General features: G+C 66.9%; 28 protein-coding genes. All 28 read right to left on the bottom strand.

Annotated elements, in window-relative coordinates:
- Positions 1-93 precede the first annotated feature (93 nt).
- A complete protein-coding gene (rpmJ, locus tag IE332_RS13665; protein ID WP_003956441.1) occupies positions 94-207 on the bottom strand; it encodes a 50S ribosomal protein L36 in 114 nt (37 codons plus the stop codon).
- A 32-nt stretch (positions 208-239) separates the two neighbouring features.
- A complete protein-coding gene (gene infA, locus IE332_RS13660; RefSeq protein ID WP_003956442.1) occupies positions 240-461 on the bottom strand; it encodes a translation initiation factor IF-1 in 222 nt (73 codons plus the stop codon).
- A gap of 194 nt (positions 462-655) precedes the next feature.
- Positions 656-1081, bottom strand: a complete 426-nt coding sequence (mscL, locus tag IE332_RS13655) for a large conductance mechanosensitive channel protein MscL (protein ID WP_189916071.1) — start codon at positions 1079-1081, stop codon at positions 656-658.
- Between the two features lie 150 nt (positions 1082-1231).
- Positions 1232-2071, bottom strand: coding sequence for a type I methionyl aminopeptidase (map, locus tag IE332_RS13650; protein ID WP_189916070.1), 840 nt, complete (start codon positions 2069-2071; stop codon positions 1232-1234).
- Between the two features lie 117 nt (positions 2072-2188).
- Complete coding sequence (locus IE332_RS13645; RefSeq protein WP_189916069.1) at positions 2189-2842, bottom strand: adenylate kinase; 654 nt, start codon at positions 2840-2842, stop codon at positions 2189-2191.
- Entirely contained in the window at positions 2842-4152 is a 1311-nt protein-coding gene (secY, locus tag IE332_RS13640; RefSeq protein WP_189916068.1) for a preprotein translocase subunit SecY, read from the bottom strand. The genes IE332_RS13645 and secY overlap by 1 nt, the downstream gene beginning before the upstream one ends.
- A gap of 354 nt (positions 4153-4506) precedes the next feature.
- A complete protein-coding gene (rplO, locus tag IE332_RS13635; RefSeq protein WP_189916067.1) occupies positions 4507-4959 on the bottom strand; it encodes a 50S ribosomal protein L15 in 453 nt (150 codons plus the stop codon).
- 2 nt (positions 4960-4961) lie between these two features.
- Positions 4962-5144, bottom strand: coding sequence for a 50S ribosomal protein L30 (gene rpmD, locus IE332_RS13630; protein ID WP_030055835.1), 183 nt, complete (start codon positions 5142-5144; stop codon positions 4962-4964).
- Entirely contained in the window at positions 5144-5767 is a 624-nt protein-coding gene (rpsE, locus tag IE332_RS13625; protein WP_030055834.1) for a 30S ribosomal protein S5, read from the bottom strand. The genes rpmD and rpsE overlap by 1 nt, the downstream gene beginning before the upstream one ends.
- Positions 5768-5815: 48 nt before the next feature.
- Complete coding sequence (gene rplR / locus IE332_RS13620) at positions 5816-6199, bottom strand: 50S ribosomal protein L18 (RefSeq protein ID WP_030280785.1); 384 nt, start codon at positions 6197-6199, stop codon at positions 5816-5818.
- 3 nt (positions 6200-6202) lie between these two features.
- Complete coding sequence (gene rplF, locus IE332_RS13615) at positions 6203-6742, bottom strand: 50S ribosomal protein L6 (RefSeq protein ID WP_189916066.1); 540 nt, start codon at positions 6740-6742, stop codon at positions 6203-6205.
- 22 nt (positions 6743-6764) lie between these two features.
- Positions 6765-7172: a 30S ribosomal protein S8 gene (rpsH, locus tag IE332_RS13610; RefSeq protein WP_030055831.1), complete on the bottom strand. Its 408-nt coding sequence runs from the start codon at positions 7170-7172 to the stop codon at positions 6765-6767.
- A gap of 266 nt (positions 7173-7438) precedes the next feature.
- Positions 7439-7624, bottom strand: a complete 186-nt coding sequence (locus IE332_RS13605) for a type Z 30S ribosomal protein S14 (protein ID WP_030393303.1) — start codon at positions 7622-7624, stop codon at positions 7439-7441.
- 3 nt (positions 7625-7627) lie between these two features.
- On the bottom strand, positions 7628-8197 hold the full coding sequence (rplE, locus tag IE332_RS13600) for a 50S ribosomal protein L5 (protein WP_030393302.1): 570 nt from the start codon (positions 8195-8197) through the stop codon (positions 7628-7630).
- Positions 8197-8508 (bottom strand): 50S ribosomal protein L24, encoded by a 312-nt coding sequence (rplX, locus tag IE332_RS13595; protein WP_030055828.1) that lies wholly within the window; start codon positions 8506-8508, stop codon positions 8197-8199. The genes rplE and rplX overlap by 1 nt, the downstream gene beginning before the upstream one ends.
- Before the next feature lie 15 nt (positions 8509-8523).
- Positions 8524-8895: a 50S ribosomal protein L14 gene (gene rplN, locus IE332_RS13590; protein WP_030393301.1), complete on the bottom strand. Its 372-nt coding sequence runs from the start codon at positions 8893-8895 to the stop codon at positions 8524-8526.
- 102 nt (positions 8896-8997) lie between these two features.
- Positions 8998-9270 (bottom strand): 30S ribosomal protein S17, encoded by a 273-nt coding sequence (gene rpsQ, locus IE332_RS13585; RefSeq protein ID WP_030055826.1) that lies wholly within the window; start codon positions 9268-9270, stop codon positions 8998-9000.
- On the bottom strand, positions 9270-9494 hold the full coding sequence (rpmC, locus tag IE332_RS13580) for a 50S ribosomal protein L29 (protein WP_049649042.1): 225 nt from the start codon (positions 9492-9494) through the stop codon (positions 9270-9272). Before rpmC ends, rpsQ begins: the two co-directional genes overlap by 1 nt.
- Positions 9494-9913, bottom strand: a complete 420-nt coding sequence (gene rplP / locus IE332_RS13575) for a 50S ribosomal protein L16 (protein WP_030055824.1) — start codon at positions 9911-9913, stop codon at positions 9494-9496. The genes rpmC and rplP overlap by 1 nt, the downstream gene beginning before the upstream one ends.
- 5 nt (positions 9914-9918) lie before the next feature.
- The gene (rpsC, locus tag IE332_RS13570) at positions 9919-10743 is read right to left on the bottom strand and encodes a 30S ribosomal protein S3 (protein ID WP_030393298.1); all 825 of its coding nucleotides are present in this window, start codon (positions 10741-10743) and stop codon (positions 9919-9921) included.
- Positions 10743-11090, bottom strand: a complete 348-nt coding sequence (gene rplV, locus IE332_RS13565; protein WP_030055822.1) for a 50S ribosomal protein L22 — start codon at positions 11088-11090, stop codon at positions 10743-10745. The genes rpsC and rplV overlap by 1 nt, the downstream gene beginning before the upstream one ends.
- Before the next feature lie 57 nt (positions 11091-11147).
- Positions 11148-11429 (bottom strand): 30S ribosomal protein S19, encoded by a 282-nt coding sequence (rpsS, locus tag IE332_RS13560; protein WP_030055821.1) that lies wholly within the window; start codon positions 11427-11429, stop codon positions 11148-11150.
- Between the two features lie 11 nt (positions 11430-11440).
- Positions 11441-12277, bottom strand: a complete 837-nt coding sequence (gene rplB, locus IE332_RS13555) for a 50S ribosomal protein L2 (protein ID WP_030393297.1) — start codon at positions 12275-12277, stop codon at positions 11441-11443.
- Between the two features lie 43 nt (positions 12278-12320).
- Positions 12321-12641 carry a 50S ribosomal protein L23 gene (gene rplW, locus IE332_RS13550; protein WP_030055819.1) on the bottom strand — a complete coding sequence of 107 codons (321 nt, stop codon included), beginning with the start codon at positions 12639-12641 and terminating at the stop codon, positions 12321-12323.
- Positions 12641-13318, bottom strand: a complete 678-nt coding sequence (gene rplD, locus IE332_RS13545; protein WP_189916065.1) for a 50S ribosomal protein L4 — start codon at positions 13316-13318, stop codon at positions 12641-12643. The genes rplW and rplD overlap by 1 nt, the downstream gene beginning before the upstream one ends.
- A gap of 5 nt (positions 13319-13323) precedes the next feature.
- Positions 13324-13971 (bottom strand): 50S ribosomal protein L3, encoded by a 648-nt coding sequence (gene rplC, locus IE332_RS13540; RefSeq protein WP_189916064.1) that lies wholly within the window; start codon positions 13969-13971, stop codon positions 13324-13326.
- A gap of 14 nt (positions 13972-13985) precedes the next feature.
- Positions 13986-14294: a 30S ribosomal protein S10 gene (gene rpsJ / locus IE332_RS13535; protein ID WP_012785157.1), complete on the bottom strand. Its 309-nt coding sequence runs from the start codon at positions 14292-14294 to the stop codon at positions 13986-13988.
- A 391-nt stretch (positions 14295-14685) separates the two neighbouring features.
- Complete coding sequence (locus IE332_RS13530) at positions 14686-16500, bottom strand: phospholipid carrier-dependent glycosyltransferase (RefSeq protein WP_189916063.1); 1815 nt, start codon at positions 16498-16500, stop codon at positions 14686-14688.
- Positions 16501-16802: the final 302 nt, after the last annotated feature.

Raw genomic sequence — 16802 nt, 5'->3', positions numbered from 1 at the left:
GGGGTGGCAGTCCGTCCCGGAAAGGACGGATCGGGCAGCCCGCTTATGACGTTTTCGCGTCGCGCGAAGTACTACGAGAAATGCTGGGGAGGATCAGCCCTGGCGCTGCTTGTGGCGCAGGTTGTCGCAGATCACCATGACCCGGCCGTGACGGCGGATCACCTTGCACTTGTCGCAGATCTTCTTGACGCTCGGCTTGACCTTCATGTTTCAGGTTCTCCGGGTCTAGATCTGACGTTTTACTTGTAGCGGTAGACGATCCGGCCGCGCGTGAGGTCGTAGGGGCTGAGCTCCACGACGACCCGGTCGTCCGGCAGGATGCGGATGTAGTGCATGCGCATCTTGCCACTGATGTGCGCGAGGACCTTGTGACCGTTCTGCAGCTCGACCTTGAACATCGCGTTCGGAAGAGACTCGATCACGGTGCCCTCGATCTCAATGGCGCCTTGCTTCTTAGCCATGAACTGCGAGATCCACCTTCCGGGACCGGCTACCGTATGCGGAACGCTCGTGCGAACCTGGGTTCACCCCGCCCCCGAGGGGAAGAGGGCGTGCTGAAGCACGCTACGAGTGAGCCGACGGTCCATCCTACGCCAGCGCGTGGGGTGGACCAAAACGGGGGTCCCGGAAAGCGGCACCCGTCACAGCCGTCGGCTCAGACCCCGGTGGTGAGCGTCAGCGGCTCGACGTGGGCGGTGCAGGCCGAGCAGCGGCGGGCCGCCTCGGGGATCTCGGTGAGGCACTCGGGGCAGGGGCGCTTCGGGGCCTTCGGCTTCTTCGGCATGTACCGCGCGGTCGCCTTGGTGATCGGCAGCACCACGCAGAAGTACAGCACCGCGGCCGTCATCACGAACGCGATCAGGACGTTGAGGAACTGGCCGTACGGGAAGGTGACCCCGGCCACCGTCGCCTTGTACGAGCTGAAGTCGCCGGCGGCGCCGACCACCACACCCACCAGCGGGGTGAGGAAGGCGGACACGAAGCCGGTCACCACCGCGGTGAACGCGGCACCGATGACCACACCGACGGCCATGTCGACGACGTTGCCGCGCATCATGAAGTCGCGGAATCCCTTGAGCACGTGCTCTCCTGCATCGCTCGTTTGCCGGTCAGTTCGCAGTGGACCACGAGTGGACCACTGCCAGCCGATAAAAATAGGACAAAAGCCCTGGAGGTCCAAACCCCCAGGGCCCTGATCCCTCGTCAGCGACGCCGGTCGAGCGCCGCGCGACTACGCGAGCGGGTCCGGAGCTGCGGTGATGCCCAGCTTCGCCAGTTCGGCCTTGCCGCCGTCGAATGCGGTCAGCACCAGCGGGCCCTGCTCGGTCACGGCCACCGAGTGCTCCCAGTGCGAGGCCCAGGTGCCGTCGTTGGTGACGACCGTCCACTCGTCGTCCAGCACGGTGGTGTGCGGGGTGCCCAGCGAGACCATCGGCTCGATCGCCAGCACGGTGCCCGGGACGAGCTTCGGGCCCTTGCCGCGGCCGCGCTCGACGTAGTTCAGCACGTGCGGCTCCATGTGCATCGCGGTGCCGATGCCGTGGCCGCCGTAGCCCTCGGTGATGCCCCACTTGCCCTTCGGGGGCAGCGGCTGGCGGCGGATGAAGCCCTCGATCGCCTTGGAGACGTCGACCAGGCGGTTGTTCTTCTTCATCTGGGCGATGCCGGCCCACATCGAGCCCTCGGTGACCCGGCTCAGCATCTCGACCTCCGGGCGGACCTCGCCGACCGCCACGGTGATCGCGGCGTCGCCGTGCCAGCCGTCCAGGATGGCGCCGCAGTCGATCGAGATGACGTCGCCCTCCTGCAGCACCCGGTCGCCCGGGATGCCGTGCACGACCTCGTTGTTCACCGAGGCGCAGATCACGCCCGGGAACCAGAGGCCGCCGTGGTCGGCGCGGAAGTTCGAGGTGGCACCGTGGTCGGTGATGACCTTGTCCGCGACGTCGTTGAGCTCCTGGGTGGTCACCCCCGGGACGACCGCCTCGCGGCAGGCCTTGAGGGCCTCGGCGACGACCAGCCCGGCCGCTCGCATCTTCGCGATCTGCTCGGGGGTCTTGATCTCCACCATCTGGTCACGCCTTCCAAGTCCGGATTACCACTGCCCTACCACCGTACGACGCCGAAACGGCCGGGCCACCCGCTGGGCGGGCGACCCGGCCGTACCGTCGTACGTTCGCCGAGAGACTCAGCTGTCGTGCTTCAGCGCCTCGATCGCGCGGGCGGTGACCTCGTCCACCTTGCCGAGGGCCGGGATGGTCACCAGGAGACCCTGCTCCTTGTAGTAACCGATGATCGGCTCGGTCTCCGTGTGGTAGACCTCCAGGCGCGTGCGCACCTTGTCCTCGGTGTCGTCCGAGCGCTGGTACAGCTCGCCGCCGCACTCGTCGCAGACGCCCTCGACCTTCGGCGGGTTGTAGTCCACGTGGAAGACGTGGCCACCGTCGTTGCGGCAGAGCCGGCGCCCGGCGATCCGCTTGACGACCTCGTCCTCGGGGACCTCCAGGTCCAGGACGCCGTCCAGCTTGATGCCCTGCTCGGCGAGGAAGTCGTCGAGCGCCTCGGCCTGGCCGAGGTTGCGGGGGAAGCCGTCGAGCAGGAAGCCGTTGACGGCGTCCTCCTGGAGCATGCGGTCCTTGGCCATCCCGATGGTGACCTCATCCGGTACCAGGCGGCCCGCGTCCATGTAGCTCTTGGCCTCGAGCCCCAGCGGGGTGCCCTGGCCGATGTTGGCACGGAAGAGGTCGCCGGTGGAGATGTGGGGGATGGACAGGGTCTTGGCGAGCAGGTGCGCCTGAGTACCCTTCCCGGCCCCGGGAGGACCAACGAGGACGATACGCATCAGCGGAGGAACCCTTCGTAATTGCGCTGCTGGAGCTGGCTCTCGATCTGCTTCACAGTTTCGAGTCCGACGCCGACGACGATGAGAACGCTGGTGCCGCCGAACGGGAAGTTGGTCTGCTGTCCGAAGGCGACCAGGGCGATCATCGGGATCAACGCGATCAGGCCCAGGTAGAGCGAACCCGGCCACGTGATTCGGGTCAGCACGTAGTTCAGGTACTCGGCCGTCGGCCGACCGGCCCGGATACCCGGGATGAACCCACCATACTTCTTCATATTGTCGGCAACTTCTTCGGGGTTGAAGGAGATCGCGACGTAGAAGAAGGCGAAGAAGACGATCAGCAGGAAGTAGGTGGCCATGTAGATCGGGTGGTCACCCTTGACGAAGTTCGTCCGGATCCAGGTCGCCCACCCGGCCTGGCTGTTGGTCAGCTGGACCACCAGGGCGGGGATGTAGAGCAGCGACGAGGCGAAGATGACCGGGATGACACCGGCCTGGTTCACCTTGAGCGGGATGTAGGTCGAGGTGCCGCCGAACGCCCGCCGGCCGATCATCCGCTTCGCGTACTGGACCGGGATCCGGCGCTGGGCCTGCTCGACGAAGATGACGAGCATCACGACGACGATGCCGACCGCGACCACGGAGAGGAACTCGACCCAGCCGCCGCCGATGGTGCCGGACTGCTTGATCGCCCACATCGAGGACGGGAACTGGGCCGCGATCGAGGTGAAGATCAGCAGCGACATGCCGTTGCCGATGCCGCGGTCGGTGATCAGCTCGCCCAGCCACATGATGACCGTGGTGCCGGCCGTCATCGTGAGGACCATGACGGCGATCCGGAACACGCCGGTGTCCGGCACGATCTGGTTGGCCAGCGGGCAGCCGGAGAACAGCGCGCCGCTGGAGGCCGTCGCCACGATGCCGGTGCCCTGGAGCACGGCGAGCGCGATGGTCAGGTAACGGGTGTACTGGGTGATCTTGGTCTGGCCGGCCTGGCCCTCCTTCTTCAGCATCTCCAGTCGCGGGATCACGACTGTGAGGAGCTGGAGGATGATGCTCGCGGTGATGTACGGCATGATGCCGAGCGCGAAGATCGTCAACTGGAGGAGCGCGCCACCGCTGAACAGATTGACGAGCCCGAAGAGGCCGCTGTTCTTGGTCTCCTTCACGCACTCGTTCACGGCCGTGAAGCTCACGCCAGGAATCGGGATGTGCGAGCCCAGGCGGAACAGCACCATGATGCCCAGCGTGAACAGCAGCTTCTTGCGCAGGTCGGGCGTCTGGAACGCCCGCGCGAACGCACTGAGCACGGTGCCTCCTGCGCCTCCCGCGCGTCGTCGGCGGGAGGGTCGGTCCTGAATGGGGAGTTTGCGGTTCGGGCCCCCGTACAGACGGCACAGGCGAGCCTACGCGCAGCCTACAAGGGAACTCCACGGACTCTAACAGTGCGCGGCCACTCCGAAGAAGCGCGTACGGCCCCTCCCCCACTCACGGGGTACGGGATGCCCGGGTTTGCCACACAAAAGAACGAGCGTCTTCACAGGCCCCGGAGTTCCGGAAAACGACCGTCGGATTCGGGACACCGGACACCGCGGGCCCGGAAAAGGCACGAGCCCCGCACCTCCCGGAGGAGGTGCGGGGCTCGAAAGCGGTTCTCAGCGGGCTCAGACGAGCTCGGTGACCGTACCGCCGGCGGCCTTGATCTTCTCGGCGGCCGAGCCGGAGACGGCGTCGACCGTCACCTGCAGGGCAACCGAGACCTCGCCGGTGCCGAGCACCTTGACGAGGGAGTTCTTGCGAACCGCGCCCTTGGCGACCAGGTCCTCGACCGTGACCTCTCCACCCTGCGGGTAGAGCTCGGCCAGCTTGTCGAGGTTGACGACCTGGAAGGTGATCTTGAACGGGTTCTTGAAGCCCTTCAGCTTCGGCAGGCGCATGTGGAGCGGCATCTGGCCACCCTCGAAGCGCTGCGGAACCTGGTAGCGGGCCTTCGTGCCCTTGGTACCACGACCAGCGGTCTTACCCTTGGAGCCCTCACCACGACCCACACGGATCTTGTCGGTCTTGGCACCCGGGGCGGGACGCAGGTTGTGGATCTTGATCGGGTTCTCGCCCATGATCAGTCCACCTCCTCAACCGTCACCAGGTGACGGACCGTGTGGGCCATCCCGCGGATCTCGGGACGGTCCTCCTTCACCACGACGTCGTGCATGCGCTTGAGACCAAGCGAACGCAGGGTGTCACGGTGGTTCTGCTTGCTGCCGATGTACGACTTGGTCTGCGTGATCTTCAGGCGAGCCATCAGGCGCTCACCCCAGCAGCACGCGCCCGCAGCAGAGCGGCGGGGGCCACGTCCTCCAGCGGCAGACCACGACGGGCGGCGATCTCCTCGGGGCGCACGAGGCCCTTCAGAGCGGCCACGGTGGCGTGCACGATGTTGATCGCGTTGTCCGAGCCGAGCGACTTCGACAGGATGTCGTGGATGCCGGCGCACTCCAGGACGGCGCGCACCGGACCACCGGCGATAACACCGGTACCGGGGGCGGCGGGCTTCAGCAGCACGACGCCGGCGGCCTTCTCACCCTGGATCGGGTGCGGGATGGTGCCCTGGATACGGGGGACCTTGAAGAAGTTCTTCTTGGCCTCCTCAACACCCTTGGCGATGGCGGCCGGAACCTCCTTCGCCTTGCCGTAACCGACACCCACGGTGCCGTCACCGTCGCCCACCACGACCAGCGCGGTGAAGCTGAAACGACGACCACCCTTGACAACCTTGGCGACACGGTTGATCGCGACGACGCGCTCGACGTAAGCGGTCTTCTCGACGGCGGGGGCGTTGCCCCGGTCGTCACGCTTACGGTCGCGCCGCTCGCCACCGCCGGTGCCACCGCCGGCGCCGCTACCGCGGCGCTGGGGTCCAGCCATTGGAATTACCTCTCTCGTTTACGTCCGTCGACAGGGTCGACGAGCGGCTTAGAAGTCGAGCCCGGCCTCGCGGGCCGCGTCCGCCAGGGCGGCGATGCGGCCGGCGTACCGGTTGCCCGCGCGGTCGAAGACGACCGACTCGATGCCGGCGGCCTTGGCGCGCTCGGCGACCAGGCTCCCGACCTTCTTGGCCAGCTCGGTCTTGTCGCCCTCGGCGCCCTTGATGGACACGTCGAGGGTGGACGCCGACGCCAGGGTGTGACCCTTGGCGTCGTCGATGACCTGGGCGACCATGTGACGGTTCGAGCGCGTCACGACGAGGCGCGGACGCACCTCGGTGCCGACGACGCGCTTGCGAACGCGGATCGCGCGGCGCTTGCGAGCGGCGCTCTTGTAGGCGTTGCCCTTGCCGATCTTGACAGAGACACTCATCGCTTACTTACCACTCTTTCCGACCTTGCGGCGGATGACCTCGCCCGCGTACTTGACACCCTTGGCCTTGTACGGGTCCGGCTTACGCAGCTTGCGGATCTTCGCGGCGACCTCGCCGACCTTCTGCTTGTCGATGCCGTCCACGTGGAACTTGGTGGCCGACTCGACGACGAAGGAGATGCCCTCGGGGGCCTCGACGACGATCGGGTGGCTGTAGCCCAGCTGGAACTCCATGTCGGAGCCCTTCGCCAGAACTCGGTAGCCGACACCGCTGATCTCCAGCGACTTGCGGTAGCCCGCGGTCACGCCGGTGATCATGTTCGCCACCAGCGTGCGGGTCAGGCCGTGCAGGGCCTTCGACAGACGCTCGTCGTTGGGGCGGGTGACAGCCAGAGTGCCGTCCTCGCCCTTGCCGATCTCGATCGGCGCGGCGACGACGTGGGTGAGGGTGCCCTTCGGGCCCTTCACCGAGACCGTCTGGCCATCGATGGTGACGTCCACGCCAGCGGGGACCTGGATGGGCAGCCGTCCAATGCGCGACATTGCTGTACCTCCGTTTCCCGAATTACCAGACGTAGGCGAGAACTTCTCCGCCTACGCCCTTCTTGGCGGCCTGCTTGTCGGTCAGGAGGCCGGAGGACGTGGAGATGATCGCCACGCCCAGGCCGCCGAGAACCTTCGGCAGGTTGGTGGACTTTGCGTAAACACGCAGACCCGGCTTGCTGATGCGCTTGATGCCGGCGATGGAGCGCTCACGGTTGGGGCCGAACTTGAGCTCGATGGTCAGCTTCTTGCCGACCTCGCCCTCGACGGGCTCCTCAACCTTGTAGGAGGAGATGTACCCCTCCTGCTGCAGGATCTCGGCGACGTGCGCCTTGATCTTGCTGGCCGGCATCGCCACGGAGTCGTGGTACGCCGAGTTCGCGTTACGCAGACGCGTGAGCATGTCTGCGATGGGGTCGGTCATGGTCATGATGGCCTCAGGCCTCTCTCGCCGCGGTTTCTCCGCGCCAGGTCCCCCTTCCGCACTCTTCCGAGTTCGGCAGGGGCACAAGCGCAGGGGACCTGCGACGTCGTAAGACTGGGTGCGAGCCCTCCGTAGAGGGCCACGGACATCCATGGGGAAGCCGTGGCAGGGGGCCCGACCCCACTACCTTACGGGACTCCGTACGGCAGGCCCAAAACGGACCGGTGTGGGATCGGGCACCTCTGCTTCGCTGTGTGCCTAAAGCGCCTGGATTACCAGGAGCTCTTGGTCACGCCCGGCAGCTCGCCACGGTGCGCCATCTCACGGAGGCAGACACGGCAGAGGCCGAACTTGCGGTACACCGAGTGCGGACGGCCGCAGCGCTGGCACCGGGTGTAGGCCCGGACGCCGAACTTCGGCTTCCGCTCGGCCTTCGCGATGAGGGACTTCTTCGCCATGTGTTACGCCTCCTTGAACGGGAAGCCCAGAGCGCGCAGGAGCGCCCGGCCCTCGTCGTCGGTCTGGGCGGTGGTCACGACGGTGATGTCCATACCGCGCTGACGGTCGACCTTGTCCTGGTCGATCTCGTGGAACATGACCTGCTCGGTCAGACCGAAGGTGTAGTTGCCACGGCCGTCGAACTGCTTCGGGGAGAGGCCGCGGAAGTCACGGATTCGCGGCAGGGCCAGCGAAACCAGACGGTCCAGGAACTCCCACATGCGGTCACCGCGGAGGGTGACGTGGGTGCCGATCGGCTGGCCCTCGCGCAGCTTGAACTGCGCGATGGACTTACGAGCCTTGGTCACGGCCGGCTTCTGACCGGTGATCGCGGTCAGGTCGCGGATCGCGCCCTCGATCAGCTTGCTGTCACGGGCGGCCTCGCCGACACCCATGTTGACGACGACCTTGACCAGGCCGGGCGTCAGCATGACGTTCTCGTACGAGAACTGCTCCTGCAGCTGACCCTTGATCTCGGAGTTGTAACGCTCCTTGAGACGGGGGGTCACCTTCTCAACAGTCGTCTCAGACATCAGATGTCCTCACCGGTTCGCTTGGCAACGCGGATCTTGTTGCCCTCGTCATCGAAGCGGTAGCCAACGCGGGTGACGACCTTCTTGCCGTCCTTCTCCACGACCAGCTGGACGTTGGAGACGTGCACCGGGGCCTCGACGGTGACGATGCCACCCTGAGTGCCCGGGCCCGGCTTGGTGTGCTTCTTGACCCGGTTCACACCCTCGACCAGGACCTTGTTCTCGGCGGGCATGGCCTGGATGACCTTGCCCTGCTTGCCGCGGTCCTTGCCGGTGATGACCTGAACCAGGTCACCCTTCTTGATCTTCATGCTGTTCGCCATGAGTTAGAGCACCTCCGGCGCAAGCGAGATGATCTTCATGAACTTCTTGTCACGCAGCTCGCGGCCCACCGGGCCGAAGATGCGGGTACCGCGGGGGTCGCCATCGGTGTTCTTGAGGACGACGGCGGCGTTCTCGTCGAACCGGATGTACGAACCGTCGGGACGACGGCGCGACTTCACGGTACGGACGACGACGCACTTGACGACGTCACCCTTCTTCACCGAACCGCCGGGGATCGCGTCCTTGACGGTGGCGACGATGACGTCCCCGATACCGGCGTAGCGGCGACCGGAACCACCGAGAACGCGGATGCAAAGGATTTCCTTCGCGCCCGTGTTGTCGGCGACACGCAGTCGCGACTCCTGCTGGATCACAGCTTTCTCCTGATCGTCAACGAGAGCTGACGGGCCGGCCGCTGCTCACACCGGCGCCCGCGAGGGACCCGGTGCACATACGGCCGTACCGCATCAACTTCGTTACTTGGCCTTCTCGAGGATCTCGACGACGCGCCAGCGCTTCGTCGCGGACAGCGGGCGGGTCTCCGCGAGGAGGACCCGGTCGCCGATGCCGCAGGCGTTCGCCTCGTCGTGCGCCTTCAGCTTGTTCGTACGGCGGATGACCTTGCCGTACAGCGCGTGCTTGACGCGGTCCTCGACGGCGACGACGACGGTCTTGTCCATCTTGTCGCTGACGACGAGACCCTCACGGGTCTTGCGGAAACCGCGCGTCTCGTTGGTGTTCTCAGTCATCAGGCGCTCTCCACCGTCTCGATGCCCAGCTCGCGCTCGCGCATCAGGGTGTAGATCCGCGCGATGTCCTTACGGACGAGCTTGAGCCGTCCGTGGTTGTCGAGCTGCCCGGTCGCCGCCTGGAAGCGGAGGTTGAACAGCTCCTCCTTGGCCTCACGGAGCTTGGCAACGAGACCCTCGTTGTCCAGCTCGCGGAGGTCAGCAGCCTTGGTGCCGGCCGACATCAGCTCTCACCTGCCTCGCGCCGGATGATCCGGCACTTCATCGGGAGCTTGTGAGCTGCGCGGGTCAGCGCCTCACGAGCCACCTTCTCGTTGGGGTACGACAGCTCGAACATGACCCGACCCGGGTGCACGTTCGCGATCCACCACTCGGGCGAACCCTTACCGGAACCCATGCGGGTCTCGGCCGGCTTCTTGGTGAGCGGACGGTCCGGGTAGATGTTGATCCAGACCTTGCCGCCACGCTTGATGTGACGGGTGACGGCGATACGAGCGGACTCGATCTGCCGGTTCGTCACGTAGGCCGGGGTGACGGCCTGGATGCCGTACTCGCCGAACGCGAGCTCGGTGCCACCCTTGGCGGCGCCGCGGCGCTTGGGGTGGTGCTGCTTGCGGTGCTTGACCCGACGGGGGATCAGCATGACGGTCAGGCCTCCGTTCCGGTGTTCTCGGCAGCCGGAGCCTCGGCGACCGGGGCCGCGGGGGCCTCGGAAGCGGCGGGGCGACGGCCACGGCCACCGCGCTCGCCACCACGGCGCTCGCCACCGCGGGCGGGACGACCACCCTCGGGACGGGCCGGGCGGTTGCCCGAGCGGGCAGCGGCGTTCTCAGCGCGGACCTCGGCGATGTTCTTGACGTCGCCCTTGTAGATCCAGACCTTCACGCCGATGCGGCCGAAGGTGGTCTTGGCCTCGAAGAAGCCGTAGTCGACGTTCGCGCGCAGGGTGTGCAGCGGCACACGGCCCTCGCGGTAGAACTCCGAACGGCTCATCTCGGCGCCGCCGAGACGACCGGAGCACTGGACCTTGATGCCCTTGGCGCCGGACTTCATGGTGCCCTGCATCGACTTGCGCATGGCACGACGGAAGGAGACGCGGGAGGACAGCTGCTCCGCGACGCCCTGAGCCACGAGCTGGGCGTCCAGCTCGGGGTTCTTGACCTCGAGGATGTTCAGCTGGACCTGCTTGCCGGTCAGCTTCTCGAGGTCGCCGCGGATGCGGTCGGCCTCGGTGCCACGGCGACCGATGACGATGCCGGGGCGGGCGGTGTGGATGTCGACGCGGACGCGGTCGCGGGTGCGCTCGATCTCAACCTTCGAGATGCCGGCGCGCTCCATGCCCTTCGTCATCATGCGACGAATGGCAACGTCTTCCTTGACGTAGTCCTTGTACAGCTTGTCGGCGTACCAGCGGGACTTGAAGTCCGTGCTGATGCCGAGGCGGAACCCGTGCGGGTTAACCTTCTGGCCCATTACCGGGTCCCTTCCTTGCTGCTGACGACCACGGTGATGTGGCTGGTCCGCTTGCGGATCCGGTAGGCGCGGCCCTGGGCACGCGGGCGGAACCGCTTCAGGGTCGGACCCTCGTCAACGTACGCCTCGCTGATGACGAGGTCGTCCACGTTGGAGTGGTTGTAGTTGTGCGCGGCGTTGGCAATGGCGCTGTCGAGCACCTTGCCCACCGGCACGGTGGCGGCCTGCGGAGCGAAACGCAGGACGGCCTGGGCCTCCGTGGCCGGCAGGCCACGGATGAGGTCCACCACGCGGCGGGCCTTCATGGGCGTGACGCGGATGTACCGCGCCTGGGCCCTGGCTTCCATGGTTGTCCCCTTAATGGAGTAAGTCATTGAGTCGGTCTGGCGGTGAAGCTCAGGCGACTAGCGACGCTTCGACTTGCGGTCGTCCTTGACGTGGCCGCGGAAGGTGCGGGTCGGAGCGAACTCGCCCAGCTTGTGGCCGACCATCGACTCGGTGACGAACACCGGGACGTGCTTGCGACCATCGTGAACCGCGATCGTGTGGCCAAGCATGGCCGGGAAGATCACGGAGCGACGGGACCAGGTCTTGATGACGTTCTGGGTACCCGCCTCGTTCTGCGCGTCCACCTTCTTGAGAAGGTGGCCGTCGATGAAGGGGCCCTTCTTGAGACTGCGCGGCATCTGACCTGCTCCTAGCGCTTCTTGTTGGTCTTGCGGCGGCGCACGATGAGAGCGTCCGACGCCTTCTTCGGGCGACGGGTACGACCCTCCTTCTGGCCCCACGGCGAGACCGGGTGGCGACCACCGGAGGTCTTACCCTCACCACCACCGTGCGGGTGGTCGATCGGGTTCATGGCCACACCACGCACGGTCGGGCGAACGCCCTTCCAGCGCATACGGCCGGCCTTGCCCCAGTTGATGTTCGACTGCTCGGCGTTGCCGACCTCGCCGACGGTCGCGCGGCAGCGCGCGTCCACCAGGCGGATCTCACCGGAGGGCATGCGCAGGTGCGCCATCTTGCCCTCACGCGCCAGCAGCTGGATGCCGGAGCCGGCGGAGCGGGCCAGCTTGGCACCGCCGCCGGGACGCAGCTCCACCGCGTGGATGGTGGTACCGACCGGGATGTTGCGCAGCGGCAGGTTGTTGCCCGGCTTGATGTCGGCGCCAGCGCCGTTCTCGATCCGGTCGCCCTGCGTGATGCCGCGCGGCGCGATGATGTAGCGCTTCTCGCCGTCCGCGTAGTGCAGGAGCGCGATGCGCGCGGTGCGGTTCGGGTCGTACTCGATGTGTGCGACCTTCGCCGGCACGCCGTCCTTGTCGTGACGACGGAAGTCGATCACGCGGTAGGCGCGCTTGTGACCGCCACCCTGGTGGCGAACGGTGATCCGACCGGCGTTGTTACGGCCGCCCTTGCTGTGCAGGGGGCGAACCAGCGACTTCTCCGGCGTGGACCGCGTGATCTCTACGAAGTCGGCCACGCTGGAGCCACGACGGCCCGGCGTAGTCGGCTTGTACTTGCGGATGCCCATTTGGCTCTCTCGTCCTCGTCCTTATCGACGATCACGATCTCCGTTAGGAGACCGGACCACCGAAGATGTCGATGCGGTTGCCCTCGGCCAGCGTCACGATGGCGCGCTTGGTGTCCTTGCGCTTGCCAAAGCCCGTCTTGGAGCGCTTGCGCTTGCCCTGACGGTTGATCGTGTTGACAGCCTCGACCTTGACCGAGAAGACCGCCTCGACGGCCTGCTTGATCTGGGTCTTGTTGGCGCCCGGCGACACGATGAACGTGTACTTGTTCTCGTCGAGAAGGCTGTAGCTCTTCTCGGAGATGACCGGCTTCACCAGGACGTCACGGGGGTCCGTGAACGTCTTGCTCGTGATCTCTGCAGCCATCAGGCGGCGCTCCCTTCGAGCTCGCCCTCAGCAGCCACGGCCTTGGCGGACGCGGCGGGACCCGCCACGAAACGCTCGAAGGCGGCCTGGGTGAAGACCACATCGTCGGAGACGAGCACGTCGTAGGTGTTCAGCTGACCGGCGTCCAGGATGTGAACGTGCGGCAGGTTGCGGGCGCTCTTCAGACCCAGCTCGTCGGCACGCTCGACGACGAGGAGGATGTTCTTGCGCTCGGTGATCTTGCCGAACAGACCCTTGGCGGCCTTGGTCGACGGCGCCTCGGCCGCGACCACGTCGGTGACGACGTGGATGCGGTTGTGGCGGGCCCGGTCGGTGAGCGCACCGCGCAGGGCGGCGGCGATCATCTTCTTCGGGGTCCGCTGCGAGTAGTCGCGCGGCACGGGACCGTGCACGACGCCACCGCCGGCGAACTGCGGCGCACGGGTCGAGCCCTGACGGGCGCGGCCGGTGCCCTTCTGGCGGTACGGCTTCTTGCCGCCACCGCGGACCTCGCCACGAGTCTTGGTCTTGTGGGTGCCCTGACGGGCCGCAGCGAGCTGCGCCACGACGACCTGGTGCATCAGCGGAACGCTGACCTTCGCGTCGAAGATCTCGGCCGGCAGCTCGAGGCTGCCGGTCTTGTCGCCCGAGGGCGACAGGATGTCAATGGTGCTCATATCCTTCACAGCCCCTTCGCCGCGGTGCGGACGAGGACGAGGCCGCCGTTCGGGCCCGGGATCGCACCCTTGATAAGGAGCAGACCCTTCTCCGCGTCGACCGCGTGCACGGTCAGGTTCTGGGTGGTCACACGCTCGTGACCCATCCGGCCGGCCATCTTCAGGCCCTTGAACACGCGGCCCGGGGTGGCGCAGCCACCGATGGAACCGGGCGAACGGTGCTTGCGCTGCACACCGTGACCAGCGCCGAGACCACGGAAGTTGTGGCGCTTCATGACACCGGCGAAGCCCTTGCCCTTGGAGGTGCCGGTCACGTCGACCTTGACACCCGCCTCGAACAGCTCGGCGGTGATCTCCTGGCCCAGGGTGTACTCGGACGCGTCCGAGGTACGGAGCTCGACCAGGTGGCGGCGCGGGGTGACACCGGCCTTGGCGAAGTGGCCCGCGAGGGGCTTGTTCACCTTGCGGGGGTCGATCTCGCCGAAGCCGATCTGGACGGCGTCGTAGCCGGCCGGGCTGTCGGCGGTGTGGACCTGGGTCACGACATTGGGCCCAGCCTTGACGACGGTCACCGGGACGACCCGGTTGTTCTCGTCCCAGACCTGGGTCATGCCGAGCTTCTCGCCCAGGATGCCCTTAATCTGCTTAGCCATCTTCGGTGCGCCTCTCAGAGCTTGATCTCGATGTCGACGCCAGCCGGCAGGTCGAGACGCATCAGCGAGTCAACCGTCTTCGGCGTGGGGTCGAGGATGTCGATCAGACGCTTGTGAGTACGCATCTCGAAGTGCTCGCGCGAGTCCTTGTACTTGTGCGGCGAGCGGATGACGCAGTACACGTTCTTCTCAGTGGGCAGCGGCACCGGGCCCGCGACCTGCGCACCAGTACGGATCACCGTCTCGACGATCTTCTTCGCCGAAGAGTCGATGACCTCGTGGTCGTAGGCCTTGAGCCGGATGCGGATCTTCTGTCCCGCCATGGCTACTCAGTAGTCCTTTGTCCTTAGTCACTGCACGACGACCCTCCGACCCCCGCGCTCGGGCGTGTCGCCGTCGCGCTTGCAAAAAACCAACGAATCACTTCGTCGGTTTCGAGATTTCGGGGTGGGGGTGCCGGGTCGAGACCCCGCTCACGCTTCCCGGAAGATTCCCGTACTTTCGCCCCGCAGCTGCCGTGGCGTAGAACTCACGCTTGACGGCCATCACGGGAACGACGAGTACATGGGACTCGCTTCCGGTCCTCCCGGCGGGAGGCGCGCAGCATCGGCACTCAACCGAGCAACTTGGACATACTGCCACATGGAGCAGCCCGGATGCCAATCGGGGCCGGTGAGGTGCTCCTCACCGGCCCCGACGGGGTGATCCTGCTGGTCAGTGCTTGCGCCAGACGATCCAGCCGCTCTTCTTGCTCTCCTTGGCCACGTACCACTCGTTCGGGCGGTTCGGCCAGTACGACTCCGCGGCCTTGCCCTCGGCCGCCAGCGGGGTGACGATCGCCGTCGCCTCCGCGGGCACCTCCTGCCAGCGCGGGTCCTTGTACCAGACCCGGCCCGGGAAGATCTCGTAGGTCTGCGCCATCCGCAGGCCCCACTCCATGTCCCAGGCGATCACCAGGTTGTCGCCGCGCTTGATCCCGGCCTCCTTGGTGAAGCCGGTCGCCTCGGGCTTGCGGTAGTTGGAGTGCGAGTAGGAGACCCGCTCGGTGATCGTCGCGGTCGCGAAGCCGGCGAACAGGACCAGCGAGACGGCGACCGCCCAGAGGCCCTTGCGCCCGGCGGTGATCCGGAACAGGTAGCCGACCAGCAGCAGCGCGAAGGCCGCGACGGTCGCCCGGGCCATCTGCAGGCCGCTCCAGTTGGCGGTCAGGAACGAGGTGTCCGGCATCGACCAGCCGATGAAGACCTGCTTGTAGAGGCGCCAGCTCGCGTACTGGGTGACCACCACGTAGCAGAGCGCCGTGACGCCCAGGGCGCCCAGGATCAGGTAACCGACCTGCCGGAGCCTCAGCCTGGTCAGCACGGCCGCGCCGGTCACGAACATCGCCGGCACCAGCAGCGCGAGGTAGCGGGCGTACACCCAGTTGTCGATCCGGCCGTCCTCCGGCAGCGCGGCCGCGGAAGCCAGCGCGACACCGCACATCAGCGCGACCATCACCGCGCCGACCACCCGGGAGGCCCGGGGTATCCGGCCGCTGAACAGCCCGAACAGGCAGACCGCGACGGCCAGGCCGGCCATGCCCCAGGTGGAGACGATCAGGTACCAGATCTGGCCGAGCGCACGGGCCAGGGTGCGGCCCAGCAGCTCGGGGTTGGTGAAGGCGTCGATCGCCTGGGTGCCGACGCTGCTGTCCGGCACCGTGAACTGCTTGAGCAGCCAGGCGGCCATCACCTTCGCCGCGGCGGCGCCCGCGCCGAGCACCACCAGGGCGACCACGCCGGTGCGCCACGGCGCCCAGCGGAAGACCAGCGCCAGCACGATGACCAGACCGGTCAGCGCGACGATCACGGCGCCGCGGTCGTGCGTGGCCATCGAGTACGCCGCGGCGGCGGACATGCCCGCGGCGTACCAGTACCGCCGCTTCGCGGTCTCCTCGGAGAGCCAGCCGTGCATGCAGATCACCCAGCACAGCGCCAGCACCGGGAGCACCGCGTCGGACATGACGAACTGCGAGTAGAAGATCACCGGGGGCAGCAGCGCGGTGGCGAAGGCGAAGCCGTACGCCAGCATCCGGCGCAGGCCCAGCCGGCGCAGGGCGACGTAGGCGAGCGGCAGGACCAGCGCGTTGAGCACCGCGTTGATGCCCATGATCAGGTGGTACGCCAGCACCGGGTCGTCGGTGACCCGCAGGGCCGGGGATATCAGCAGCGGGTAGCCGCCGGGGATCACCACGCCGATCGGCATCTCGGTGGTCGACCGGCCCGCCAGCACCCGCGCGAGGACGAGGTAGGAGTCCTCGTCGGCGTGCACCGACGGGTAGCTCAGGTGCCGGACCAGGTACAGCCGGAAGAGCAACTGGGCCAGGTAGCCCCCGATCAGGACGGACGGCCAGAACCTCCGGTGGGTGGCGGCCCGCAGGGCCCACGCCTTGATCCGGAGGACCGGGTCGCTCCCCCCGCGGGCGTCGGTCGGTCTGGTCTGCTCGAGGTCATCGGGCTGCGCCTCGACGGCCTTTGCTGGACTACGCACTGAACTCCGACTCTTCCCCTGGATGGTCCGGCTCCGGCTACCGCCCGGCCGGTTGTGAAGGTCACGCTAACAATCAACGCGAAGCACTCACACCCGGGTTCGAAGACAGCACCCGGATTCGCCTCGTCCGGATCGACGGGCCGCTCCCATATCACACTCTTCGCGCGACTCATCGTAACCGCACCCCTGGAGCGCGCCACCGCGAGTCGTCCGACCGGCCGCCCGGCCTTCCGCCGACCGCGATCCCCCGAACCCGTGCGGATATGGTGAGCACCGCGCAGTCCCCTCCCCCTCCACGACCA

The organism is Kitasatospora xanthocidica, assembly GCF_014656195.1.
Taxonomy (GTDB): domain Bacteria; phylum Actinomycetota; class Actinomycetes; order Streptomycetales; family Streptomycetaceae; genus Kitasatospora; species Kitasatospora xanthocidica.
The sequence above is the reverse complement of the archived record's forward strand: the minus strand, read 5'-3'. Positions and strand labels throughout refer to the sequence as shown.